The organism is Micromonospora sp. C51 (assembly GCF_018070435.1).
Taxonomy (GTDB): domain Bacteria; phylum Actinomycetota; class Actinomycetes; order Mycobacteriales; family Micromonosporaceae; genus Micromonospora; species Micromonospora sediminimaris.
The window spans coordinates 347,194-370,297 of record NZ_JAGPXQ010000002.1 but is presented as its reverse complement, the minus strand read 5'-3'; the positions used below and the strand labels follow the sequence as shown (position 1 = coordinate 370,297).

Here is a 23,104-nt window from a genome sequence, read left to right as displayed (position 1 = left end):
CGGCCACGGGCGAAGGAAATGGGCGCTGCGTTCGACCTGGTTACAGGTACCACTCCTCGTTGCACAAGCTCTCGCCAGCGGGCCCGCGGCGGCACCCGCTCGCGCCTGTCGCGGCGTAAGCACGTACCGACCGCCGCCCGTCGATCAGGTCGACCTTGCCGCCGGATGCGTTTGCAGGTTGAGCCACCAGCCGGGCTCACGTGGCAGGGCCCGGACGTCCGGGCCCTGCCACGTTTCACGGTCTGTTGTTGACGGCAGTTCGCCGTGGCGACTTCCTCCAAGGCTTCCCCGTGTGCAAGCAGGCTCCGTGTCGCAGCGAGCTAAGGAGTGTGGCACCGCACCGAACCGATACGGCCGCAGCCGGTGATCCTTATGCCGTAAGCACGTCCGCGCCTGAGCCGACTCTGCCCCGGAATTGGATCATCGACACTCTCGATCAGCGAACTGTCGGTGTCCCTCGGCGGCTTCCGTCGCCTGTATGCCTTCCGGAGACGCCGGGCGATTCCACCGAGGCCTTCACACATAACAGTGGATCGTGGACACTGCGTACATGCTGGCAATGGGGAGTGCCGACAGTCCCACCTCTATCAATTTGGTGACACCGGGCCCGCAAGATCGGGAAGCTATCGACGCGGCCATCCAGCTCGGAAACGCTGCCCGCGCGACTCTCGGTCACATGCCGTTCTCCGCTTACGATGACGCCGCCGTCAAGGGCACCCTGCTGGTGGCCCACGCCGGCGAACGGGTCGTGGGTTACGCCCTCTTCGCTCTGGCACGTCGACGGGTGCGGCTCAGTCACCTATGCGTCGACCCCGATTGGCGCGGCAAGGGGATCGCCCGGCTGCTTGTCGAGCGGATCAGCGATCTCCACCATGATCACCTCGGCATCGCCGCTCGCTGCCGGCGCGACTACCGCCTTGGTGAGATGTGGATCCGTCTCGGCTTCGCGCAGCGCGGTGAACGCCCAGGCCGTGGAAGCAGCGGAGAACCGTTGATCGACTGGTGGCGGGACCACGACCACCCCAACCTGCTCTCCGCGGACGCTGACACCGTCCTGGTCCGAGCGGCGATCGACATGAACGTGGTGCGCGACCTCACCGAGGCCGGCCGCACCAACGCCGACGAGTCGCACGCGTTGCTCGCACCGCACCTGGTCGGGCTCCTGGAGATCGTCCGCACCGCGGCGCTGAACACCGAGATCGACCGGCTGGACAGCGATCTTCGCGCCCAATGCACCGACCGGGTGCAGACGTTCCCCTCGGTGCGCTCCGATCCCGCCGCGCGTGCCCACATCATCGACGAACTGCAGCGATACACGCGTCCGCTGGATCCCGCGAACCCGAGAGACACCCAAGACCTTCTGGACCTGCAGCACGTCGGTGATGCCATCGCCGCCAAACTGAACGTCCTCGTCACCAACGATCAGAACCTCACCAGGATCTACCGGGAGGTCGCCGAGCGGCACGGCCTGCGAATCATGCGACCCGCCGACGTGGTCATCCACATCGACGAGCTAGCGCACGCCGAGGCCTACCGTCCGGCCAGCCTCCTCGACACCGGCTACGTCGAGCGACGCCTGCGCAGCGGCGAGAACCAGACGATCGAAGCGCTGCGCAACCACCCTTCTGGGGAACGGCCACGCCAACTCCAAGGCGCCCTGAACAAGCTCGCCGTCAGCGGCGCCCAACGGCTGGGCATCTACCAACCCACGGGCGAACTCGCCGCCGCCTACGCCACCACCGAGTCGTCCGGCGTCCTACGAGTGCCGCTACTGCGCGTGGCGAACCAGCCACTCGCCGACACCCTCGCCCGGCAGCTGCTGTTCCGCCTACGGCAGTCAGCACGATACGCCGCGCTCCCCATGATCCAGATAACTGATCCGCACATGTCACCCCAGGCGCGACTCGCTGCGGTCGACGACGGTTTCCAGGAAACCGACGGCACCCTCTACGGCTACGCAATCGCCGCAGTGGGCCCCGCCGCGGAGGTCGAACGGGCCGCGATCTCCGCGGCGAAGATAGCCGGACTGCCCGCACCCGCACCGCTACGATCTGGTATGCCCGCCGTCACCGCCGCCGAACTCGAACGCATCTGGTGGCCGATCAAGATCGTCGACAGTGAGCTGCCGACCTACCTCATCCCCATCCAGCAACCCTTCTCAAGCCAGTTGCTCGGCGTGCCCGCCAGCATCTTCCCCCGACACGACGCCCTAGGCATCAGCCGGGAACACGTCTACTACCGCAGCCCCGGCGGCACCAGGCCCCAGGCTCCCGCACGACTGCTCTGGTACATGAGCAAGGGCGGCACCACCACCCAACAACCAGCGGCCATCATCGCCTGCTCCCAACTCGACGCCGTCGTCACCGACCCACCGGACGACCTCTACGACCGCTTCCAGCACCTCGGCGTCTGGGACAGAAACACCGTGCACCGAGTCGCCCGCAACGGCCACGCACAAGCCCTACGGTTCACCAACACCGAGATCTTCCCGCGGCCGATCTCCCGGCAAACGTTCCGCCGACTCGCCGCCACACGCGGCGGCCCGGCCACCGCGCCGCAACAACCAACGCGGATCACCGCCGCGCTGTTCGCCGCCCTCTACCAGGAAGGCCGAGCCCGATGAACCATCAGCGCACACTGCTGCTCTCGCTTCGCCCCCGCTTCGCCACCGCCATCCTGAACGGAACCAAGAACATCGAGATCCGACGACGCCCGGTGAACGCCGCCCCAGGCACACCGATCATCCTCTACGCCAGCTCCCCACAGATGGCCGTCGTCGGCACCGCCCGACTCGGCGCCACCACCGTCTGCGCCCCCGACGACGGATGGCGACGCTTCCACCAGCAGTTCGGCCTCAACCGCGACGAATACGACACCTACCTCGACGGCGCTGCGAACGCACACCTCCTGCACCTCACCACCGTCAACCGCCTCAACGAGCCGCTACCGCTGCACCACCTACGCGAGCAGGCACCCTTCCGCCCTCCACAGAGCTTCCGCTACATTGCGGCAGGCGACCCCGCCGGCCTACGGGACCTCGTCACCACCTGAGCACACCGGTCGACGCATGCGTCCGCCTCCCGGGAGGCCAGCCGCTACTTGCCAGCGGCGACATCGACAGCGAGCGCGACGAGGGCCGTGACCGCCTGGAGCACGCCGAAGCCCAAAGCCCACAACGCGATACGGGCTTCGAGCGCCATGCGCCTGCCAGGCGTCTGGGTCACCACCTGCGACGCGACACCCTGGACGGTTGGCGGCGTCGGAGGCGACGGCACAGGCGCGAACGACGGCGGAACGATGTGCAACCGGTGAAGCCAAGGATCCAGCCAATTAGCAGCGCCGAGATGGCGAACCCAGGCCACCACCTTCTGCCGCTTGTGCTTTGGGCAGCCCACGAGAACCTTGCCGACCTTGATGCAGGGCTTGCGGGTGGTCTTGGTGAGGACGAGACACTTGGCATCGATCCTGAAGCCGAAGTAGTAGCAGACGTACAGCACGCCTATCGACGAGAAGAACAGAATGCAGACGACGTTCTCCCAGAACGTGGGCTGCGCGACGGGCTCCGGATTCGCTGCCACGAGAAGCACGACACCGCAATCTACAGCAGGCAACCAACTAGCCTCGGAACGTGAGCAACTCACGAAGGCTCGTTGACTGCTGTCGTCCAGCGGTCGGTATGCGCAAGCAGCGACTACCAGCAAGTAACCTTCGCGCCGGTGGTTACCAGCCGTGATGGTGCTCCGTTGGTGCTCGGATGTTCGGCGCATGACCAGCACAACCGGAACAGGACCAGCACCGCACGCCCTGCACGGCCGATCGCCGCACCCTGCGATGTTGCACCTCGGCCGCTGCATCGCCCTGACCAGCAGACATTCGGCCGACCGTCTTGGCATGCGTAGGCATGCAGCAGCACGCGCGAAGCTGCCGTTACGCAGCGTAGAGAGCATCTGACGGGTTCGGACTACGGATCAGAAGGTTAGGGGTTCGAGTCCCTTCGGGCGCGCAAGATCATAAAGGGTCTGACCTGCCGTAACGGTAGTCAGACCCTTCATGCTGTCTGTCCTGCTCGGACGGTGGGTGTCCGGCTGGTGTCTGTTGGGTGCGGGCGCCGCCCGTTGGCTCTGTGTCGGTGCTGGCCTGGTGGCCTGCTTCTTTGCTTCCTGTGTCGGCGTGGTCGGGGCAGGGGCACCTGTTCTTCGTCGGCTGGCGGGTCGGTTCTTCCGTCCCTGTTTCGTGATCTTCTTGCGGGCGCGGCGGGCGGCGGCGAGGACCAGGGTGGCGGTGGCGTCGGCGCAGCGGCGCTGCGCCTCGGGTAGGACGCTGGTGTAGGTGTCGGCGGTGACCAGGATGCTGGAGTGCCCGAGCAGGTCTTGCAGGGTCTTGAGGTCAGCGCCGGCTTGGTGGGCGAGGGACGCGGTGCCGTGGCGCAGGTCGTGCAGGCGCACCGGCGGTAGTCCGGCCCGGTCGGTGAGTTTCCGGAAGCGGGTTATGGCGTAGTTCGGGTTGATCGGCAGTCCGTCGGGGCGGGTGAACACGTACCCGGAGTCCGTCCAGGGTTTACCGGCGGCGTGCTGGCGGTCGCGTTGGTCGAGCTGGTGGCGGCGGTGGGCGCGCAGCACCGCGATGGTGTGCTTGTCGAGGGCGACCGGGCGGCGGCCCGCGGCGGTCTTGGGTTCGCCTTCGAAGATCTGGTAGCCGGCGGTGGTGCGGTTGCGTTCGACGAACAGCACCCCGTGGTTGAGATCGACGGCGGCCCAGCGCAGTCCGCACAGCTCGCTGCGGCGCAGGCCGCGCAGCCCGGCCAGCCACCACAGGGCGAACAGCGGATCGCTGGCGACGGTGTCGAGGAAACAGGTGAGCTGCTCGGCCGTCCACACCGCGACGGCGGGGTGTTCGCCGGTGGCCTGCCAGTGTTCGACACGACCGTCGGTCCACACCTGCGCGTGCGGCGCGCGGTAGCCGACGATCTCGATGTGCCGGGCCGGGTTGGTGTCGAGCAGGCCCTCGCGGACGGCGAGGTTCAGCGCGGCGCGCAGGGTGGTGCGCAGATGCTGCATCGCCGACGGCGACTGCGGCTTGCCCTTGCTGTTCAGCGTGGCCGCGATCCTCGTGAAGACGGTGCGCAGGAGCTGCGCGTCCAGGTCGGCCAGCCGGTAATGCCCGAGGTGCGGTACCAGGACCAGGTCGAGGTCCCGGCTGTAGTGCAGCCGGGTGGTGGGCCGGATGTGGGTGCGTGACTCTAGCCAGTGCCGCAGCCACCGCTCCATGGTCCAGCCATGCGCGGTGCGACGTGCCTCGCTGGCGGTGAGCCATCCGTCCCGGGCCTGGCGGGCGGCGGCCTTCGAGACGAAGCCGCCACGGCGGACCCGCTCGGCCCGGCCCAGCAGATCGGTGGCGTAGCAGTGGAAGTACCAGCTTTCGTGCCCGCGCTTTCCGAGCCGAGGGCAGGATCCCTCCCGCCGCCTGCCCGCGTTGTCGCGGCACCCGCACCGCTTGAAGATCGAACCTGTGCTCGCCATGACCGTCGCCTCCTATCGAGCGCCTCCGTCTCCAGCGTGACCCTTGGGCCCGCACTTCACGGTCACCCGCAGAGGAACTGTCGGTCGTCGTTGCGCCAGTGCGGGGATGAGAGCCGAGAGTCTGAACGACCAGGGCCGAGGCGTGCCCGAGCTGCTCGGGATCGCACCTCCTGTGTGCAGAGTCGGCGTTTGGGTGGGGCCGCGTTCGGTTCGTCGCGGTCCGCGCCGTTCGATCAGGCGATCTGCATGCTGTAGACGAGCGGGTAGTGGTCGGAGAAGGCGGTGGGGGTGACCGCGCACCAGCGCCATGGTCGGCTGCTGAAGACGTAGTCGATTTTCTCTCCCCGGGTGTTCGTTGGGCGGCCGCCGCCCGCCGGGTTCGTCTGGTCGCACTCGCGGTACCTCGGATACGGATTGCCATCTTTGGCGTCCCAGATCCAGCCGCGGTCCGGGTTGTTCTCGTCGTTCACGGGGTAGACGTGGTCTGGCGGGAGGATGTTGAAGTCGCCCCCGAACGCTACGTTCGGGTAGCCGTCGACCACTTTCTTGATCTCCCCGAGTTGGTCGTCGGAGTACTCCCAGCTGCTGTCGCGGGTGTCGCTGCCCGGCGGTGACAGGTGCACGTTGCAGAGGCGGATGTCGTTGAAGTAGGTGGCGGTCGCGCAGTGGAAAGGGCGCTGCTGGCCGTCCCACGGCTGGGTCGTCGCGATGGTCTGGGCGTTCGACGAGCCCGCCTTGATCACAATGGCGGTGCCGATGCGGTCACCGCGTGGGCTGTTGTCCTCGCCGCACCGGTTATTGGTCAACACGCCCTTACTGGCCCATTGGTACGGAGCGAAGCTGCGGGTCCAGCCCGAGCCAAGCGTCGTCATCAGGCTTGCGAGATCGTTCTCGCAGATCTCCTGAAGAAGCATGGCCTGAACGTAGTTGTCCTGGATCTGTGCCTGGATCACGGCGTTCTTGTCCGCCCAGGTCCCGAAGCTGCTGCATCCCCAGTTCGCCCGCTGGGAACCGCAGATGTTCCAGGTCAGGAGCTGAAGGTTGGTACCGGGCGGCGCGGCCGCTTCGGCGGCCGTCGTCGGCAGCAGCACGGTGAGTGCGAGGAAGGCACCGAGCAGTCCGGCGCGAGGCTTCTGCATGACTGAGAACTGTAGATCAAATGAAACGCCTGGTATGCCCGCACGGGCATGTCGGAATAGCAGAATCTCGACGATTATTGACATAGGTCGTAGAGGGCGTGATCGAGCGGCAAGACCGCCCTCTGTGCATGGTCTACCCGGTGAACTGGCTTCGCTGCTCAAACCAACCGGGCTACCACAGCGCCAGCCGCGTCGCGGCCGACGATGCTGACCTCGGTAAGATCCATCCCGTTTCGCTCAGCACCGCTATGGGGAAGCCAGACAGCGTAGGCGCCGACCTGGCTACTACCAGGCGTTGGCAACGAATGCACGGCCGCTGTACTGGTGCTGTCGAACATAGTCACCGAAACGGTCGCGATAGCTCCTCGAGTGACGCCGACGAGGATAATCTCTCGGGACTGCGGATCCTGGGGCACATTATAGGGCAGCGGCTTGGCAGGCAGCAGCGGCGGACCTGCGACGCGCAGAGCCGAGGGTGCTGGATCGCAGAAAACGAACTCGTTCTCCTTGTCCTCGCGTTTTCCGTCGCTGCGTGCGACCCGAACGCAGAAAGAAGCCTCAGTTAACCAAGCCGCAGTTTCCCAGCCAGGCAGCCGCGAATCTATGACCACCGGCTGCCCTCTGGACGACGGCTCGACGGCGGACGGCTCGGGAGAACACCCCTGGACGCTGAGTATCCCTACAACCAAGATCGGGAATATGCGAGAGCGCATACCTGAAGTATCCCTGTTCCGGGTCCTCGCGGAGACTACGGTCGCCACGAGGACCTCGAGAACCCCTGGAACGATCAACAGAAGCAGGAGTATCCCCAGCCGATCAGGTAGTTCAGCTGCACGCTTGGAGTGCTCCACGGCAGCCGTACCGTGTTAGCACCCGAGGCGCTGCGGCTATCGGAGGGGCCGCCGGCACTCTCTCCATGCCATTCCACCTTGTGGAGCGCACGGTCCCACGTCACGTTCCAGCCGTCGTCACACAGCGGCGTCTCATAGGAGAGTCCGATGTAGTGGGCAAGCGAGATGGTGAAGCTGCCGCAGTTGTTCCCACGTTGGTTAGCAGCCGGAGATGCCTCAATGAGCCTTTTTCATCCTGTGTAGCGGTTGGATTCGGTGTGGTGCAGGACGAGGATGGCCTGCACGATCGCGGTGGCTCGGCGTGGGCAGCAGCGCAGCTTGGCGAGGATCTTCCAGGTCTTGAGCGTGGCAATCGCTCGCTCACCGCGGGCGCGGATCTTCGCGTGGGCGCGGTTCACGGCTTTCTGCCTGCGTGACAGCTTCGGCCGGAAGCGGCGCCGCTTGAACGGGGTACGCACGCTGCCGTGGGCGCCCTGATAGCCCTTGTCCGCGAAGGTCATCACGTGTGCACTGGTCAGCGCGTCGATGATGCCGTGCGTGCGGGCAGCGGTCAGGTCGTGAGCCGATCCGGGTAGCGCGGGCGATGCCCAGACGAGGCGGCCCGCTGCGTCGGCGATGACCTGCACGTTCACGCCGTGGCGTTTGTGTTTTCCCGAGTAGTAGGGCTTCTGGTCGGCGATCCGGTCGATCGGGATCAGGGTGCCGTCCAGGATCGCGTACGCCAGCATGCGGATGCGTTTCATCGCGGTGGCCAGGTCGTCGGCGGATGCCGCGAGCAGGGCGGTCGCTTCCTGCACGTAGCGCCAGGCGGTGGCGACGCCGATCGCGAACCCGCAGGCCAGCCGGGTGTATGTGTCGCCGTTACGTAGATGGGCAAGGGCGAGTAGTGCCTGGCGTCCCGCGTCGAGGCGCCGCCACCTGGATCGTTGCTGGTTACGGTGCTGGCGGATGCGGTCGGCGAGGTGGTTGAGGGTCCGGCTGGACAACGAGATCGTGGACGGGTAAGACAGCACAGGCGAGGCTCCCGGTCGGGGCATCGGGTTTTGGTCGATTTGCTGTCTTACCTGGAGCCTCGCCCTCATCGATCCCGGGGCTACGCACACCTCCTCTGACCTGCAGGGTCAGGATGAAAAGGGCTCAATGATCTCGGCGCCACTACCCGTCCAGGAGATCTGGGTATAACCCTTCGTAAGCGTCTTGCCGCCGAGAACGCCGGTGCCCCAGCCGTGCGCGGTACCAGAACGTCTTCGCCACGAAGTCCGAGCTGGCCGCCGACATGATCACCGCAGCCCTCGACGCTGGCGTTCCGGCCGGCTGGGCGGCTGCGGACGAGGCCTACGGCAACAGCAGCGCCTTCCGCGCTCACCTGCGCGAACACCGCCTGGGCTATGTCCTGGCCGTGTCCCGTAGCCACCTCGTCCCCCTCGACGGCGGCAAGACCCGCCTGCGGGCTGACCAGGTCGCCGCCGACCTGCCCGCCTCGGCGTGGCAACGCCGCAGCGCAGGCGCCGGATCCAAGGGCCCACGCTTCTACGACTGGACCTGGCTGGATGACGTCTGCACCGATGCCGACCCCGACGACGGCGGCCACCACAGCCTCCTGATCCGCCGCAACACCACCACCGGTGAACTGGCCTTCTACCGCTGCTGGACACCCAGACCGGCCACCCTGGCCCAGCTCGTGAGGGTCGCCGGCATCCGCTGGACGGTCGAGGAAAGCTTCCAAGCCGCCAAGGGCCAGGTCGGCCTCGACCAGCACCAGGTCCGCCGCCGGGACTCCTGGCACCGGTTCACCACCCTGGCCCTGGCCGCCGTCGCCGTCCTGGCGATCTGCGCCGCCGACGCCGCCGACGCCGCCGACGACTCCACCGACACCGGTCTGATCAAGCTGACCGTCAACGAGACCCGCCGGCTGATCAACACCCTCGTACTCCGCCCGATCCGCGACCCCGCCCACCGTCTGCGCTGGTCAGACTGGCGACGCCGCCATCAAACCCGAGCCCGACGAGCCCACTACACCCGACGCCTCAACCTCGAACTCCAGCCATGATCCCGAACGGCGGCTGCCGTACCAGTCCGAGGCAGCGCTGTTCCAGACGCCGGCCGCTGTCGTCGCGGCATCCGCACCGTTTGAAGATCACACCTGACGTCGCCATGACGGCACCCTTCTCGTAGAGGTCACCCAGTACATCGACGTCCGTCGGCCCGCTGGTACCGGGCTGTCCGCCGATACTCACTAGCTGTGCCTTCCGACCATCAGCGCGTGCTGTCTGGGGGTGAGCCGTTGCTCGGCCGGCAGGGCGGCGGATCTAGCCTTCTCTGGCGGTGCTGCCTTCTGTCGCTCCGTAGCGTTGCGTTGCAGCGGTCATCAGTGAGGACCGGGGCGTCCTACTCCTCGCTGGCCATGACATCGGCAGCACACATCCAGACGGTTACCCGAGTCTCCGGGTCCAGCCCAACAAACGACGTGAGCCGATTTCCGGTCGCACTGCGGGTTCGAATGGCGAGGCCGGCAGCGGGGCGCCTGGACTGCCCTCACACCGACTGTCGCGCCTCGGGTTTGACCAGATGATCAATGCCTTCGGGCCACTCTGACGGGCCTGCCCAAGACTGCTCTGCACAAACCCACTTCTCAGGTGGGTGTTTCGGGACAGTGAACGCTTCCGGAAGACCGTTGACCGGCTGCAGGATCCGCAGTCAGCATGGGTGCATGTCGCGGCGGGATGAGCTTCTCCTCACCGCTCGCGTGCACGTCGACCTGGTCCGGCACGCGAGCGCGCTCTGTTGAGCTGACCTCGACCTCACCACCGCAGCCGGCCGGCCGCCGTAACTGACCGGCCACACCGTAGCCGCTGCTTCCACCACCGCACCGGGAATACGTCCGGTGCCGGTGCCACACACTCACGGCTTGTCCGCTCACCGCGGAGCGGCCTGCCCACACACCTGCCCGGGTGCCTCACCACCCACTGTGGACAGACCCAGGAGATCCGCCATGTCCTCATCCCGTCGTATTGTCCTGCGTACGCTCACCGCCGCCGCGAGTGCGCTCGCCCTCGCCGCCGTCACCGGCTGCGGCGGGGGCGCCGAAGCCAGCTCCGACCAGGCCAAGGAGCTGCGCTACCAGGGTTCCGTCGGGCAGGTCACCCTGCCCGAACTCGCCGCCGACCTCGGCTACCTCGGCGATGTCGAACTCGACTGGATCGGCAACGTCACCGGCGGCCCCGCCGACATCCAGGCCACCGCGACCGGCCAGAGCGACTTCGGTGGGGCGTTCAACGGCGCGATCGTCAAGCTCGCCGTCGCGAACGCTCCGATCACTGCGGTGGTCAGCTACTACGGCTCCGACGCCCAGACCTTCCAGGGCTACTACGTGCTCGACGACAGTCCGGTCCGCGGCCCGCGCGACCTGATCGGCCGGAAGGTCGGCATGAACACCCTCGGCGCGCACGCCGAGGCGGTACTCAAGACGTGGCTCGCGCGCGGCGGGCTCACCCCGGCCGAGATCAGACAGGTCGAGTTGGTCGCGCTGCCACCGGTCAGCACCGAGCAGTCGCTGCGGCAGAAGCAGATCGACGTGGCCGTGCTCGGCGGCGTGATCCGGGACAAGGCCGTCGCCAGCGGCGGCATCCGCACCATCTTCACCGACTACGAGTTGCTCGGCGTGTTCAGCGGCGGCACGTACGTCTTCCGTGACGACTTCATCCGGAAGAACCCGGACACTGTCCGGGCGTTCGTCGCGGGAGTTGCCAAGGCCATCGAATGGGCGCGCAACCAGCCCCGGGAGACGGTGGTCGCCCGGATGGAGTCGATCATCGCCAAGCGGGGCCGCAACGAGGACACGTCGCTGGTGAGGTATTGGAAGAGCAGCGGCGTCGCCGGCACCGGCGGCGTGATCAGCGACCAGGAGTTCGGCACCTGGATCGACTGGCTCGCCGCCGAGGGTGAGCTCAAGGGCGACAAGCCGAAACCCGGCGACATCTACACCAACCAGTTCAACCCGTTCGCCACCGACGGCGGTGCCGCGTGAGCACCAACAAGATTCTCTTTGATCGGGTGTCGAAGATCTTCCCGGTCCGCGCCACGCGGCGTTCGCAGGCCGGCGCGGTCACCGCGCTGGACCGGGTGACCCTGGGTGTACGCGACGGCGAGTTCCTGGTCGTCGTCGGCCCCAGCGGCTGCGGCAAGTCCACTCTGCTCGACCTGCTCGGCGGGCTGTCGAAGCCCAGCGGTGGGCAGGTGCTCGTCGACGGTGAGCCGGTAGCCGGGCCCGGTCTGGACCGGGGAATCGTCTTTCAGCAGTACGCGCTGCTGCCCTGGCGCACCGCCGCGGGTAACGTCGCGTTCGGGCTGGAGGCCAAGGGCGTGCCCCGTGCCGAGCGCGCCGACCTGGTCGCGTACCACCTGGAGCTGGTGGGGCTCTCCGGCTTCGCCGACCGGCACCCGCACGAGCTGTCCGGCGGGATGAAGCAGCGGGTGGCGATCGCCCGCAGCCTCGCGTACGACCCGGACATCCTGTTGATGGACGAGCCGTTCGCCGCGTTGGACGCGCAGACCCGCGACTCGCTGCAGGACGAGTTGGTGCGGATCTGGCAGGCCACCGGCAAGACCATCGTGTTCATCACCCACGGTATCGACGAGGCCGTCCACCTCGGCCAACGGGTCGCGGTGATGACCTCCCGGCCCGGCCGGATCAAGCAGGTCATCGACATCGACCTGGGCGACCGGGCGGTGGAGGACGTCCGCTCCACCGACGCGTTCCGCCACCACCGGCACCAGATCTGGACGCTGCTGCGCGACGAGGTGCGAGCCGCCCAGTCCGCCGAGCGACCACCCGCTCCCGCTCCCGCGCCCGGTCGTCCCCGCCGGTGGGCTCGGCCCGGCGCCTCGGCAGCCGGTTGCATCGCCGGCACCGGATCCGACGTCGGTCGTACCCCTGCTGCTGTGCGCGACGCCGACGCGGACCGCGCGGCGCCGGCGGCGGCCCGTCACGAGGAGGCCCGCGTTGGTTGACATCGCCGAACGACCCCGACTGGCGGCCACCGCCGCCACGACACCCATGGCGGCCACCGACGCCGCGCCCCGGCTTCCCCGGCGGCTGTTCGGCCTCGGCGGGCGGGTGCTGCACCGCACCGCCGCGCTGCTCACGCTGGCCCTGGTCTGGGAGGCCGCGCCCCGGCTGGGCGTGGTCGACCGGGTCTTCCTGCCGCCGCTGTCGGAGGTGCTGGTCGGGTGGACGGCGCTGCTGCGCAGCGGGCAACTCGCCGAGCACGTGGGCGCCAGCCTCACCCGATCGCTGACCGGGTTGGGCCTGGCCGTGCTCACCGCGATCCCGCTCGGGCTGCTGATCGGCTGGTACCGGCCCCTCGCCGAGTTGCTCAGCCCGCTGCTGGAGGTGTTCCGCAACACCGCCGCCCTGGCCCTGCTGCCCGTCTTCGTCCTCATCCTCGGCCTGGGCGAGACCTCCAAGATCGCCCTGGTGCTGTACGCCTGCTCCTGGCCCATCCTGCTCAACACCATCGCCGGGGTGAAGGGCGTCGACCCGCTGCTGATCCGCTCGGCCCGCTCGATGGGCCTGAACCACCTGCGGCTGTTCCAGAAGGTGATCCTGCCGGCCGCGGTGCCGACGATCTTCACCGGCGTGCGGCTGGCCGGGGCGTACTCGATCCTCGTGCTCGTCGCGGCCGAGATGGTCGGCGCGAAGGCCGGGCTGGGCTACCTCATCAACTACGCGCAGTACAACTTCGCGATCCCCGAGATGTACGCCGGGATCATCACGATCTCCGCGATCGGCCTGGTGGTCAACCAGCTCCTCGTCGCCGTCGAACGCCGCTTCTCCACCTGGCGCGTCGACGTCTCCGCCTCCTGAAAGGACCTGCCGTGTCCCGTACCCTGCACCTGAACGCGTTCCTGATGGGCGTCGGCCACCACGAGGCCGCCTGGCGGCACCCGCGCACCGACCCGCACCGGGTCGCAGACGTGCGGCACTTCGTCGAGCTGGCCCGCACCGCCGAACGCGGCACCCTCGACTCGGTGTTCCTCGCCGACGGCCTCGCCGTCGGGCCGGCCGTGCGGCACAACATCCAGGCAGTCTTCGAACCGTTGACCCTGCTCGCCGCGCTGGCCACGGCCACCGAGCACATCGGTCTGATCGCCACCGCGTCCACCACCTACAACGAACCGTTCAACCTGGCCCGCAAGTTCGCCTCGCTGGACCACCTCAGCGGCGGCCGGGCGGGATGGAACATCGTCACCTCGGCCCAGGCCCGCGAGGCCCGCAACTTCAGCCTCGACGACCATCCCGCGCACGCCGAGCGGTACCGCCGGGCCGCCGAGTTCGTCGACGTGGCGATCAAGCTCTGGGACAGCTGGGAGGACGACGCCCTGGTCCTGGACACCGCCGCCGGGATCTTCGCCGACTCCGACCGGGTGCACGAGATCAACCACGCCGGCGAGCGGTTCCGGGTGCACGGCCCACTGAACACCCCGCGCTCACCGCAGGGCCGGCCGCTGCTGGTGCAGGCCGGGTCGTCGGCCGACGGCATCGCCTTCGCCGCCCGGTACGCCGAGGCCGTCTTCACCGCCCAGCAGACCCTCGCCGACGGGCAGCGGTTCTACGCCGCCCTCAAGCAGGCCACCGCCGCGGCCGGCCGCGACCCGGAACTGGTGAAGGTGCTACCCGGGATCGCCCCGGTGCTCGGCGGCACCGAGGCCGAGGCACGGGCCCTCGCCGACGAACTGGAGGCGCTGATCGTCCCGGAGCACGCTCTGGCCCAGCTCTCCGGCATGACCGGCCTCGACCTCACCGGCCTGCCACTGGACGGCCCCCTGCCCGAGCTGCCCGACGTCACCGCCGTGCAGTCCCACCAGAGCCGCTACCAGCTCGTCGTCGACCTGGCACGCCGGGAGCGGCTCACCATCCGGCAGCTCATCGGCCGGCTCGGCGGCGGCCGGGGTCACCGGGTGGTGGCCGGCACCCCCGAGCAGGTCGCCGACCAGATCGAGCTGTGGTTCACCTCCGGCGCCGCCGACGGCTTCAACGTCATGCCGCCGCTGCTGCCCTCGGGGCTGGCGGATTTCGTCGACCACGTGGTGCCGCTGCTGCGGGCGCGAGGGCTGTTCCGGCACGAGTACACCGGCCGCACGCTGCGCGAGCACTACGGGCTGCCCCGCCCGGCCAGCGCGTACGCCACGTCGGCCCTGGTGCCGGCGTGACCACCGTCGACCGACCCCGGACGCACGCGCCCACCGAGTTGCTGCCGGTGGATCGGGACCTGTTCCGCGCGGTGCTGCGCCGGCAGGCCGCCACGGTGGTCGTGGTCACCGCCGTGGCACCGGGCACCAGAGGCCCGGCCTGCCTGGGCGGGCTGGGGGAACTGGTCCGCGCCGGCTTCACCGCGACCTCGTTCACGTCGGTGTCGCTGGACCCGCCGCTGGTCTCGTTCTGCCTCGGCCACGCCTCGTCGAGCTGGCCGGTGCTGGCCCGCGCCGACCATGTCGCCGTGCACCTGCTCGGCGCCGGTCAACGCGACGCGGCCCGGGTCTTCGCCACCAGCGGCATCGACCGGTTCGCCGCGTACCCGGACTGGTCGCCCGGTCCGTTCGGGGTGCCGCTGCTGGATGGGGTGCTGGCCCTGATGCTCTGCCGCGTCGTGCACCGCGTGCCGGCCGGCGACCACACCGTCGTGATCGCCGAACCCCTCGCGCTCGGCCCGGGCGCGGACGGGGACCCGCTGGTCTACCACCGCGGCGCGTACACGACGGCCGAGCCGACGGTGCCCGCGTGAGCGTCGTCGCCGCCGACCTGCTCGCGCTCGACCGGGCCGCCCAGGACCTGCTGTTCCGGGCGGCCCGCACCGCGAACACGTTCACCAACGAGCCGGTCACCGACGCTCAGGTCGCCGCGATCCACGACCTCGTCCGGTACGGGCCGACCGCGCTCAACGGCCAACCTCTGCGGGTGTTGCTGCTGCGCTCGGCGCAGGCACGCGCCCGGCTGCTGCCGCACGTGGCCGGCGGCAACCGGGCCAAGACCCAGAGCGCTCCGCTGACCGCGGTGCTCGCCGCCGACATCGACTTCCACGAGCGGCTACCGGAGCTGTTCCCGCACCGGCCGCAGGCGAAGGACTGGCTGACCGACCGGAACCAGCGGGCGGCGCAGGCCCGGTTCAACGCCGCCCTGCAGATCGGCTACCTGATCGTCGGCGTCCGGGCGGCGGGGCTGGCCGCCGGCCCGATGGCCGGCTTCGACGCCGCAGCAGTCGGGCAGGAGTTCTTCCCGGACGGCCGTCACGAGGTGCTGCTGCTGCTCAACATCGGCCGGCCCGGCCCGGACGCGTGGCGTGACCGGCTGCCGCGCCTGCCTACTGATCAGGTGGTTTGGGCGCTCTAGGCTCCACCTCGCGGACCGTCGTTGTCCGGGGAACACCTCCTGACCGGATCTGCTGGTGGTCAGGTGCGCGCCGTGGTGCCGCCGCCGGTCAGCGTGGCGATGGTGTCGTCGGCGGGGCAGCGGTGGCGGGCGACGTAGCGTTCGATGAAATCGGCGACCGCGCCGCGTACCGCTGGCGGGGCACCGGTGCGGGCCAGGGCCGCGTACGCGATGTGGAAGCAGTCCGGCGCCGCGGCGGCGAGGTGGGGGTCTCGCAGGCCGTGCCGGGCGGCGCGGACCCACGGACCGCGCTGGTAGGGCTCACGATGGACGTGCAGCCGCTCGGTGGCGGCCAGCGCCTCGTCGCCGGCCTGGGCGTCGGCGAAGAGTCCGGCGGTCACGGCGAGCGGCACGGGCCAGCCGTCGGCCGGCTGTCCGTCGATCATCGCGAGTTCCAGGTGGCCACGTGGGCGCACCGGGGGCAGCAGCGTATCCAGGTGTCGGTTGAGGTCGTCGAGAGTTGGCCGACGCGGATGGCCGGCACGGAGCCATTGCCGGAAGGTCAGCCCGACCGGAACCGTGCCGGGACCGGCGAGAGGGGCCACCGGGGCATCCAGCGCGTAGCGGGACCAGGACTCGCGGGGATCGCCGCCGGGCGGTGGCGCGGTGCGGCGGGGGTCAAGTCGTAGCAGCATGGCCTGCCGGATGGAGCGCCACCCGCCGCCTGCGGTCGTCGGCGAGTTGGCGAACGCGGCCAGCAACACCGGACCGACGGCGTGGGCGAGGGCCCACCGGCGGCGAAACCCGAGCGGGCCGGACCCGGCGTGGCCGACGTCGAGGCGTACCCGCACCGCCGCGGCGGCCGTCGTCGCGCCGCGCGGGTCGACCGCGCGGGGCAGGGGAGCCAGGCCGCCGCTGGCGAGTCCCGCGCGTATCGCGGCCAGGTCTTCGGCGGTACGGCGAACACACTCGCCCAGGTCGCGGTATGGCGGGCTGATCACTGTGATTGCACCGGAAGGGGCGACCTCGTGCCGTCCGTGCCGAGGTGCGCCGTGCGCGGCGAGCGCCGACTCCACCCGTGGCGCCGGCACGGCGCGCCCTGGGCCGGTCGAGTCACGCAGCAGCCACTCGACGCGCAGTCCGACGAGCCGGGGGGCGCCGGTGTGGAAGGCGTGCCGGGCCAGGTACGCCTCGGCGTCCTGCTCGGTCAGCGGCGGTCCGGCGGTGGCGTGCATGCGACGGCCTCCTGGGTGGGGCGCACCAGCCTCAAGCCACTTGTCCGGTGGGGAGTCGCCCACACGGCGGGGCGTTGCCCGGTGAGTGGCGGGACGGGTCTTGACGAGACCACCTTAGTCCACTATTCCTATATCTCAAGTAGGAAAACCGGAGAGCAGGGAGTGGGTCCTGTACGTCTCGGCGCGCACCGACTACGCCCTGCGGGCGATGCTCGTGCTGGCGTCGCGGCACCCGGAGTTGGTGAAGGGTGCCGCGCTGGCGTCGAGCCAGGAGATTCCGCATCCGTTCCTGAGCGGCATCCTGCTCGACCTGCGTCGGGCCGACCTGGTGGACAGCCTCCGCGGCACCGACGGCGGCTACCGGCTGACCCGTTCGCCTGAGGAGATCAGGGTCGGCGACGTGCTGCGGGCCACCGTCGGGGCGATCACCGCGGTCCGTGGGTTGCCCGTCGCCGCAACGTCGTACCAGGGCGTCGCCAGCGGGCTCAGCGAGGTGTGGCGGTCGGTCCACCGGGCCGTCGAGGAGGTCGTCGACCGGGCCAGCCTCGCCGACCTGCTGCGCGGAGGGTTTGCGGACGACGCAGAACAGCAGGTGTCACCTGCCACGACGCACCGCGCTCCCGCGCGGCGAAGGAGGATGGAAACCCCGTGAGAAACAGATATCGGCTCAGCACCGCGCTCGTTCTCGTCGCCGGTCTGGCGCTTTCGGCGTGCGGAAGTGGGCAGGCGGCCGGAGACGGCACGACACTCAACGTCGTCGGGTTCGCGGTACCCGAGGCGGCGAACAAGGCGATCGCGGCCGAGTGGACCAAGACCGACGCGGGCGAAGGCGTGGGATTCAAGACATCCTACGGCGCTTCGGGTGACCAGAGCCGTGCGGTGGTGGCCGGCTTGAAGGCCGACTACGTCCACTTCTCGGTGGCCAGCGACGTGACCCGGCTGGTCGATGAGGGGCTGGTCGACGAGAGTTGGGACGACGGCCCGAACAAGGGCATCGTGTCCTCGTCGGTGGTCGTGCTGGCGGTGCGAAAGGGGAACCCGAAGAACATCCAGGGCTGGGACGACCTGGTCAAGCCGGGGATCGGGATCGTCACACCGAACCCGGCCTCCTCGGGCTCCGCCCGCTGGAACGCCCTCGCCGCCTGGGGGCACATCACCGCCAACGGCGGAAACGAAGCCCAGGCCGAGGAGTACGTCAGCAAGCTCTTCGCGAACGTGGTGGCGTTGCCCAACAGCGGCCGGGACGCCACCACCGCGTTCCTCGGTGGCACCGGCGACGTCCTGCTCGCCTACGAGAACGAGACGATCCTGGCCCGTCAGAACGGCGAGGACCTCGACTGGGTGCTGCCGGCGACCACCATCCGGATCGAAAACCCCGGCGCGGTGCTCAAGGACGCGGACCCGAAGGCGAAGGAGTGGCTGGACTTCGTTCTGGGCAGGCAGGGCCAGCGCCAGTTCGCGCTGAAGGGGTTCCGCCCGATCATCGACGGCGTCGACACCAGCGGCGTCGAGGGCGCCCTCGACCCGAACAACCCGTTTCCGGCCCCGCAGAACCTGCTGACGGTGGAGAAGGATTTCGAGAGCTGGTCCGCGCTGTCGAAGAAGTTCTTTGACGAGAACGACGGCATCGTGTCGAAGATCATCGCGGCCTCCGGGAAGGCCCAGTGACCTCGGCCGTACTCGCTCCGGACGGGCCGGCGGTCACTCGCCGGCCCGCCCGGGGCGGCCTGCCGCTGACTCCTGTCTCCGGCCTGGGCCTGGGCGTGGCGATGCTCTGGTTCAGCCTGCTCGTGCTCATCCCGCTGGCCGCCGTGGTGGTGACCGCGTCCCAGGGGAGCTGGGCTGGTCTATGGCAGACGGTGACCAACGAGCAGACCGCCGCCGCGATCCGCCTCACCGTGGGCACCGCGGCACTCGTCACCCTGGTCAACATCGTCATGGGCACCCTGATCGCCTGGGTGCTGGTGCGGGACCGGTTCGCCGGCAAGCGGGTGCTGGAGATTCTCATCGACGTTCCGTTCGCGCTGCCGACGATCGTCGCCGGTCTGGTACTCCTGTCGCTCTACGGGCCGGACAGCCCCCTGGGGGTCAACGTCGCCAACACCCGCGCCGCGGTGTTCCTCGCCTTCCTGTTCGTCACGCTGCCGTTCATCGTGCGTACCGTGCAGCCGGTGCTGGCCGAACTCGACCCGGAGGCCGAGGATGCGGCGGCATCACTGGGCGCCAGCCGACTCACCACGTTCCGGCGAATCATCCTTCCGGGTCTCACCCCGGCCATCGCGGCCGGCGCGGCGCTGTCGTTCGCCCGGGGGGTCAGCGAGTACGGCTCGCTGGTCCTGCTCTCCGGCAACCTGCCGATGCGCACCGAGGTGGCCTCCGTACGCATCCTCAGCAGCATCGAGAACGACAACCCCGACAGCGCGGCGGCGGTCGCGGTCGTGCTACTAGCGATCTCGTTCGCCGTCATCGTCGTGCTCGACCTCATCCAACGCAGGATGGTGCGCCGTGGCTGACCACTCCACCACGACCCGCACGCGAACCGGCAGTCCAAAACCCGGCCGCTACCTGCTGCGGCTCGTGGTCACGACCTACCTGTTCCTCCTCGTGGCCTGGCCCCTGTACCTCGTCGGCCGCAACGCCTTCGCCGACGGATTCGTGGACCTCACCGCGATCCTCACCGACCCCGACGTGACCCACGCGCTGCGGCTCACCGTCGTCATCGCGGTGGTCGCGGTCGTGATCAACACGGTGTTCGGCGTCGGCATCTCGATCCTGCTCGTGCGCTACCAGTTTCCCGGAAAGCGGCTGCTCAACGCCATGCTCGACATGCCGCTGTCGGTCTCACCCATCGTCGTCGGGCTCGCCCTGGTACTTGTCTACGGCGGCCGGGAAGGCTGGTTCGGTCCGACACTCGAATCAACCGGACTGCAGATCATCTTCGCGGTGCCCGGCATGGTGCTGGCCACCGTCTTCGTGGCGCTGCCCCTGGTCATCCGGGAAGTCGTGCCGGTGCTGGAAGAACTCGGCGACGACCAGGAGCAGGCGGCCCGCAGCCTGGGCGCCAACGCGCTGCAGACGTTCCGCCGGATCACCCTGCCCTCGATCAAATGGGGCGTGATCTACGGGGTCGTGTTGAGCCTCGCCCGGTCGCTGGGCGAGTTCGGGGCGGTCAAGGTCGTCTCCGGCAATGTGCTCGGCCAGACCCGCACCGCCACGCTCGTGGTCGAGGAGAAGTACCTGAACTTCGACAAGGGCGGAGCCTACGCCACCGCCTTCCTCCTCGCTCTCGTCGCCGTGGCCAGCATCATCGTCGTATCCGCCCTCAGGCCGAAGGAAGACCGTTGAGTATCGAAATCGCCAACGTCGGCAAGCGTTTCGGAGGGTTCGTCGCGCTCGACAACGTGTCGGTGAGCATCCCTGCCGGCCAGCTCACGGCCCTGCTCGGCCCCTCCGGCGGAGGAAAGTCCACGCTGCTGCGCATCATCGCCGGACTGGAACGCGCCGACACCGGACGAGTCGAGATCGACGGCGTGGACGCGACCAGCCTCCCACCCCAGAAACGCAACGTCGGCTTCGTGTTCCAGCACTACGCGGCCTTCAAGCACCTGTCCGTACGCCGCAACGTGGCCTTCGGCCTGGAGATCCGCAAGCGCCCCAAGGCTGAGATCCGCACGCGCGTCGACGAACTGCTCGCCCTGGTCCACCTGGAACAGTTCGCCGACCGGCTACCGTCACAACTGTCCGGCGGCCAACGCCAACGCATGGCCCTGGCCCGCGCGCTCGCCGTCGAACCGACCGTGCTGCTGCTCGACGAACCCTTCGGCGCCCTCGACGCCAAGGTCCGCAAGGAACTCCGGGACTGGCTGCGCCGCCTGCACGACGAGGTACACGTCACCACCGTCTTCGTCACCCACGACCAGGAAGAGGCACTCGAAGTCGCCGACGAGATCGTCGTCATCCACGAGGGCCGGGTGGAACAGATCGGGCCGCCGGACGAGCTGTACGACCGCCCGGCCAACGACTTCGTCATGCGCTTCCTCGGCCCCGTCACCCAACTCGGCGACCACCTCGTCCGGCCACACGACCTGCAGATCCACACCGGCGATGGGCAGCCGGCAGCGGTGCCCGGACGAGTCACCCGAATCACCCGCGTCGGCTTCGAGATCCGCATCGAGGTCACCACCGTCACCGGCCAGGTCGTCACCGTGACCCTCACCCGCAACGAGTTCCTCGCCCTCGGCCTCCACGACAACGCTCTGGTTCACCTGACGGTCGCGCCGAACAGTCCCACCACCATCGCCACAAGCCCCGATCACCGCTCGTCGGTGTCGCCGAGCCTTGCGGCCTCCCACTGACAGACCCCGGCCGGGGGACAGTCTCTCTTCTCGGGAAAGCCGGCCTCGGCAGGCCGCCCGGTCTGCCGAGGCCAGTGGGGGTTATTCGGCGGTGCCGTGGGCTGCTGCCGGATCGGACCGGCCCGGCGAACCGGCTTCCACCGGAAGGCCGCCGGCCTGCCATGCGGCGAAGCCGCCTACCACGTCGGTCGCCCGCTGCAGGCCCAGGTCATGCAGCGCCGCAGCGGCCAACGACGAGGTGTAGCCCTCCTGGCAGACCACCACCACGGCAAGGTCGTACCCGTCGGCGAAGCCGAGCCGGGCGTCACTGCGCGGGTCCAGACGCCACTCGAGTACGTTGCGTTCGATCACCACGGCACCAGGGATCTCCCCGTGCGTGGACCGCTGCGTGGCGGGCCGGATGTCGACAATCACGGCGCCGGCCCGCTGCGCCGCGTGGGCGTCGATGGGGGACAGCCGGCGCAGCCGACTACGGGCCGCTGCGAGGATCTCGTCGATTCCTCGGGATCCGGCCGGCGGAAGAATGTTGCGCTTCACCAGTCCACCCCGGCCCGGTCCAAGGCGGTCACGACGAGCCGGTTGTCCGTGAGGTGGTAGCGGGTCATCTCCCGCAGCGCGGGACGGTAGACGTGCAGGCTCACCGCTGGTTGGGCCTCCGTGTTGATGACCTGGTGGATGTGGCGGGCGCCGAAGGCCCGACCCTGGTCGGCACCGATCCGGCCCTGACGCAGCCCCCACGCCCCGCCATCTCGGTCGAGTACCGGGGTGCGTTCGGTCAACGTTCCCGCAACCACCAGGAACGCCCCTGCCGAGCCGCCATGATCGTGCAGATCGGTGCCCTGCCCTGGCAACCAGCTCAACAGCCACACCTCAGTCTCCGACCCCGCGGCGAGGCGCTGGTACCAGCGCCGACGCCGGTCGAACCGCACCTGCGGCCAGTCGGCGCGACGAGCGGCGTACCAGCGGGCAACGGCCAGCGGGTCGCCACCCGTACCAGGCGGAGCGAACCCCGTGCGAGATACAGCCGTGCTCATGCCGCCCTCCGCCGTAAGTGACCCGAGAGCGGACCGGTGGGCGCGACGGAAACCTTTGCGCCATCAAAACCGTGGTACAGGGCGCGCACCAACACGACGGGCGCATCGGCCGCGAGCCGGTAACCCACACCATGCACCGTGGTGATCAACGGCGGTTGGACACCGAGCTTGTGTCGCAGCCGCCGAATGTGGACATCAACGGTGCGAGGCCCCGTGAATGGCTGGTTCCACACCACGTCCAGGATTTGAGTGCGGGTGAACACCCGGCCGGGATGCTCGGCGAAGAACAGCAACAGGTCGTACTCCCGCCGGCACAGCTCGACCGGAACGCCACCGCGAGTGACGGTTCGGGCATCAGGATCGATACGAACCACATCCGGACCATCCGGGACGTCGGGACGGACATGGCCGAACCAGCCCGGCCGGCCGGTAGCACTCACCGCCGACAGTCGTTCCACCAACTGCCGCAACAGGTCCTTTTCGTGAGGGGCAGCAGCATCAAGCCTGAGGTGGACCGTGATCGTCAGATGGAGCTCGCGCTCGGGTAGATTCGCCCGCTGACTCGGCAGGCGCAGAACATCAGGCACAACTGTCATCGTGGAC

Annotated in this window: 22 protein-coding genes and 1 pseudogene; 15 read left to right on the top strand and 8 right to left on the bottom strand. The window is 69.0% G+C overall.

Annotation, left to right across the window (positions count from 1 at the left end; genetic code table 11):
• Nucleotides 1-676: 676 nt before the first annotated feature.
• Nucleotides 677-2,623, top strand: a complete 1,947-nt coding sequence (locus KBX50_RS04630) for a GNAT family N-acetyltransferase (protein ID WP_247673084.1) — start codon at nucleotides 677-679, stop codon at nucleotides 2,621-2,623.
• Nucleotides 2,620-3,051: a hypothetical protein gene (locus KBX50_RS04625; RefSeq protein ID WP_210934902.1), complete on the top strand. Its 432-nt coding sequence runs from the start codon at nucleotides 2,620-2,622 to the stop codon at nucleotides 3,049-3,051. Before KBX50_RS04630 ends, KBX50_RS04625 begins: the two co-directional genes overlap by 4 nt.
• A gap of 44 nt (nucleotides 3,052-3,095) precedes the next feature.
• On the opposite strand, the gene KBX50_RS04620 is transcribed toward KBX50_RS04625, so the two are convergent.
• From KBX50_RS04620 to KBX50_RS04605, 4 genes are all read right to left on the bottom strand, one after another.
• On the bottom strand, nucleotides 3,096-3,587 hold the full coding sequence (locus tag KBX50_RS04620) for a hypothetical protein (RefSeq protein ID WP_210935162.1): 492 nt from the start codon (nucleotides 3,585-3,587) through the stop codon (nucleotides 3,096-3,098).
• Between the two features lie 381 nt (nucleotides 3,588-3,968).
• Entirely contained in the window at nucleotides 3,969-5,519 is a 1,551-nt protein-coding gene (locus KBX50_RS04615) for a tyrosine-type recombinase/integrase (protein WP_210934901.1), read from the bottom strand.
• A gap of 233 nt (nucleotides 5,520-5,752) precedes the next feature.
• On the bottom strand, nucleotides 5,753-6,610 hold the full coding sequence (locus KBX50_RS04610) for an endonuclease/exonuclease/phosphatase family protein (protein ID WP_307870846.1): 858 nt from the start codon (nucleotides 6,608-6,610) through the stop codon (nucleotides 5,753-5,755).
• A gap of 1,129 nt (nucleotides 6,611-7,739) precedes the next feature.
• Nucleotides 7,740-8,522, bottom strand: a complete 783-nt coding sequence (locus tag KBX50_RS04605; protein WP_210934479.1) for a transposase family protein — start codon at nucleotides 8,520-8,522, stop codon at nucleotides 7,740-7,742.
• A gap of 206 nt (nucleotides 8,523-8,728) precedes the next feature.
• Here KBX50_RS04605 and KBX50_RS04600 point away from each other — a divergent pair.
• From KBX50_RS04600 to KBX50_RS04570, 8 genes and pseudogenes are all read left to right on the top strand, one after another.
• A pseudogene (locus tag KBX50_RS04600) lies at nucleotides 8,729-9,559 on the top strand (transposase); the annotation flags it as partial.
• A 525-nt stretch (nucleotides 9,560-10,084) separates the two neighbouring features.
• Complete coding sequence (locus KBX50_RS33770; protein ID WP_374224572.1) at nucleotides 10,085-10,297, top strand: putative leader peptide; 213 nt, start codon at nucleotides 10,085-10,087, stop codon at nucleotides 10,295-10,297.
• 204 nt (nucleotides 10,298-10,501) lie between these two features.
• Nucleotides 10,502-11,536 carry an ABC transporter substrate-binding protein gene (locus tag KBX50_RS04595; RefSeq protein WP_210934899.1) on the top strand — a complete coding sequence of 345 codons (1,035 nt, stop codon included), beginning with the start codon at nucleotides 10,502-10,504 and terminating at the stop codon, nucleotides 11,534-11,536.
• Complete coding sequence (locus tag KBX50_RS04590; protein WP_210934898.1) at nucleotides 11,533-12,519, top strand: ABC transporter ATP-binding protein; 987 nt, start codon at nucleotides 11,533-11,535, stop codon at nucleotides 12,517-12,519. The genes KBX50_RS04595 and KBX50_RS04590 overlap by 4 nt, the downstream gene beginning before the upstream one ends.
• The gene (locus KBX50_RS04585) at nucleotides 12,512-13,375 is read left to right on the top strand and encodes an ABC transporter permease (protein ID WP_210934897.1); all 864 of its coding nucleotides are present in this window, start codon (nucleotides 12,512-12,514) and stop codon (nucleotides 13,373-13,375) included. The genes KBX50_RS04590 and KBX50_RS04585 overlap by 8 nt, the downstream gene beginning before the upstream one ends.
• A gap of 11 nt (nucleotides 13,376-13,386) precedes the next feature.
• Nucleotides 13,387-14,721, top strand: coding sequence for an LLM class flavin-dependent oxidoreductase (locus KBX50_RS04580; RefSeq protein ID WP_210934895.1), 1,335 nt, complete (start codon nucleotides 13,387-13,389; stop codon nucleotides 14,719-14,721).
• The gene (locus KBX50_RS04575; RefSeq protein ID WP_210934892.1) at nucleotides 14,718-15,293 is read left to right on the top strand and encodes a flavin reductase family protein; all 576 of its coding nucleotides are present in this window, start codon (nucleotides 14,718-14,720) and stop codon (nucleotides 15,291-15,293) included. Before KBX50_RS04580 ends, KBX50_RS04575 begins: the two co-directional genes overlap by 4 nt.
• Nucleotides 15,290-15,898 (top strand): malonic semialdehyde reductase, encoded by a 609-nt coding sequence (locus tag KBX50_RS04570; RefSeq protein ID WP_210934890.1) that lies wholly within the window; start codon nucleotides 15,290-15,292, stop codon nucleotides 15,896-15,898. Before KBX50_RS04575 ends, KBX50_RS04570 begins: the two co-directional genes overlap by 4 nt.
• Before the next feature lie 59 nt (nucleotides 15,899-15,957).
• Here the strand turns inward: KBX50_RS04570 and KBX50_RS04565 are convergent, their stop codons facing one another.
• Nucleotides 15,958-17,112: a glutamate-cysteine ligase family protein gene (locus tag KBX50_RS04565; RefSeq protein WP_210934889.1), complete on the bottom strand. Its 1,155-nt coding sequence runs from the start codon at nucleotides 17,110-17,112 to the stop codon at nucleotides 15,958-15,960.
• Between the two features lie 124 nt (nucleotides 17,113-17,236).
• Here KBX50_RS04565 and KBX50_RS04560 point away from each other — a divergent pair, with 124 nt between their 5' ends.
• Genes KBX50_RS04560 through KBX50_RS04540 form a run of 5 tightly spaced genes read left to right on the top strand, consistent with a single transcriptional unit; the run spans nucleotide 17,237 to nucleotide 21,467 of the window.
• Nucleotides 17,237-17,764, top strand: a complete 528-nt coding sequence (locus KBX50_RS04560; protein ID WP_307870852.1) for an Rrf2 family transcriptional regulator — start codon at nucleotides 17,237-17,239, stop codon at nucleotides 17,762-17,764.
• Nucleotides 17,761-18,780 (top strand): sulfate ABC transporter substrate-binding protein, encoded by a 1,020-nt coding sequence (locus KBX50_RS04555; RefSeq protein ID WP_210934887.1) that lies wholly within the window; start codon nucleotides 17,761-17,763, stop codon nucleotides 18,778-18,780. Before KBX50_RS04560 ends, KBX50_RS04555 begins: the two co-directional genes overlap by 4 nt.
• Nucleotides 18,777-19,625, top strand: coding sequence for a sulfate ABC transporter permease subunit CysT (gene cysT / locus KBX50_RS04550; protein WP_210934885.1), 849 nt, complete (start codon nucleotides 18,777-18,779; stop codon nucleotides 19,623-19,625). The genes KBX50_RS04555 and cysT overlap by 4 nt, the downstream gene beginning before the upstream one ends.
• On the top strand, nucleotides 19,618-20,457 hold the full coding sequence (locus tag KBX50_RS04545; protein ID WP_210934883.1) for a sulfate ABC transporter permease: 840 nt from the start codon (nucleotides 19,618-19,620) through the stop codon (nucleotides 20,455-20,457). The genes cysT and KBX50_RS04545 overlap by 8 nt, the downstream gene beginning before the upstream one ends.
• Entirely contained in the window at nucleotides 20,454-21,467 is a 1,014-nt protein-coding gene (locus KBX50_RS04540; RefSeq protein ID WP_210934881.1) for a sulfate/molybdate ABC transporter ATP-binding protein, read from the top strand. The genes KBX50_RS04545 and KBX50_RS04540 overlap by 4 nt, the downstream gene beginning before the upstream one ends.
• A gap of 81 nt (nucleotides 21,468-21,548) precedes the next feature.
• Here the strand turns inward: KBX50_RS04540 and KBX50_RS04535 are convergent, their stop codons facing one another.
• Genes KBX50_RS04535 through KBX50_RS04525 form a run of 3 tightly spaced genes read right to left on the bottom strand, consistent with a single transcriptional unit; the run spans nucleotide 21,549 to nucleotide 23,088 of the window.
• Nucleotides 21,549-22,004: a rhodanese-like domain-containing protein gene (locus KBX50_RS04535; RefSeq protein WP_374224571.1), complete on the bottom strand. Its 456-nt coding sequence runs from the start codon at nucleotides 22,002-22,004 to the stop codon at nucleotides 21,549-21,551.
• Complete coding sequence (locus KBX50_RS04530; RefSeq protein WP_210934879.1) at nucleotides 22,001-22,501, bottom strand: cysteine dioxygenase family protein; 501 nt, start codon at nucleotides 22,499-22,501, stop codon at nucleotides 22,001-22,003. The genes KBX50_RS04535 and KBX50_RS04530 overlap by 4 nt, the downstream gene beginning before the upstream one ends.
• Complete coding sequence (locus KBX50_RS04525; RefSeq protein WP_210934877.1) at nucleotides 22,498-23,088, bottom strand: winged helix-turn-helix domain-containing protein; 591 nt, start codon at nucleotides 23,086-23,088, stop codon at nucleotides 22,498-22,500. Before KBX50_RS04525 ends, KBX50_RS04530 begins: the two co-directional genes overlap by 4 nt.
• Between the last annotated feature and the right edge of the window lie 16 nt (nucleotides 23,089-23,104).

Coding starts and splice junctions, on each gene's coding strand:
- KBX50_RS04630 (WP_247673084.1), top strand. CDS start 677: ATGCCGTTCTCCGCTTACGATGACGCCGCCGTCAAGGGCACCCTGCTG.
- KBX50_RS04625 (WP_210934902.1), top strand. CDS start 2,620: ATGAACCATCAGCGCACACTGCTGCTCTCGCTTCGCCCCCGCTTCGCC.
- KBX50_RS04615 (WP_210934901.1), bottom strand. CDS start 5,519: ATGGCGAGCACAGGTTCGATCTTCAAGCGGTGCGGGTGCCGCGACAAC.
- KBX50_RS33770 (WP_374224572.1), top strand. CDS start 10,085: ATGCCTTCGGGCCACTCTGACGGGCCTGCCCAAGACTGCTCTGCACAA.
- KBX50_RS04595 (WP_210934899.1), top strand. CDS start 10,502: ATGTCCTCATCCCGTCGTATTGTCCTGCGTACGCTCACCGCCGCCGCG.
- KBX50_RS04565 (WP_210934889.1), bottom strand. CDS start 17,112: ATGCACGCCACCGCCGGACCGCCGCTGACCGAGCAGGACGCCGAGGCG.
- KBX50_RS04530 (WP_210934879.1), bottom strand. CDS start 22,501: ATGAGCACGGCTGTATCTCGCACGGGGTTCGCTCCGCCTGGTACGGGT.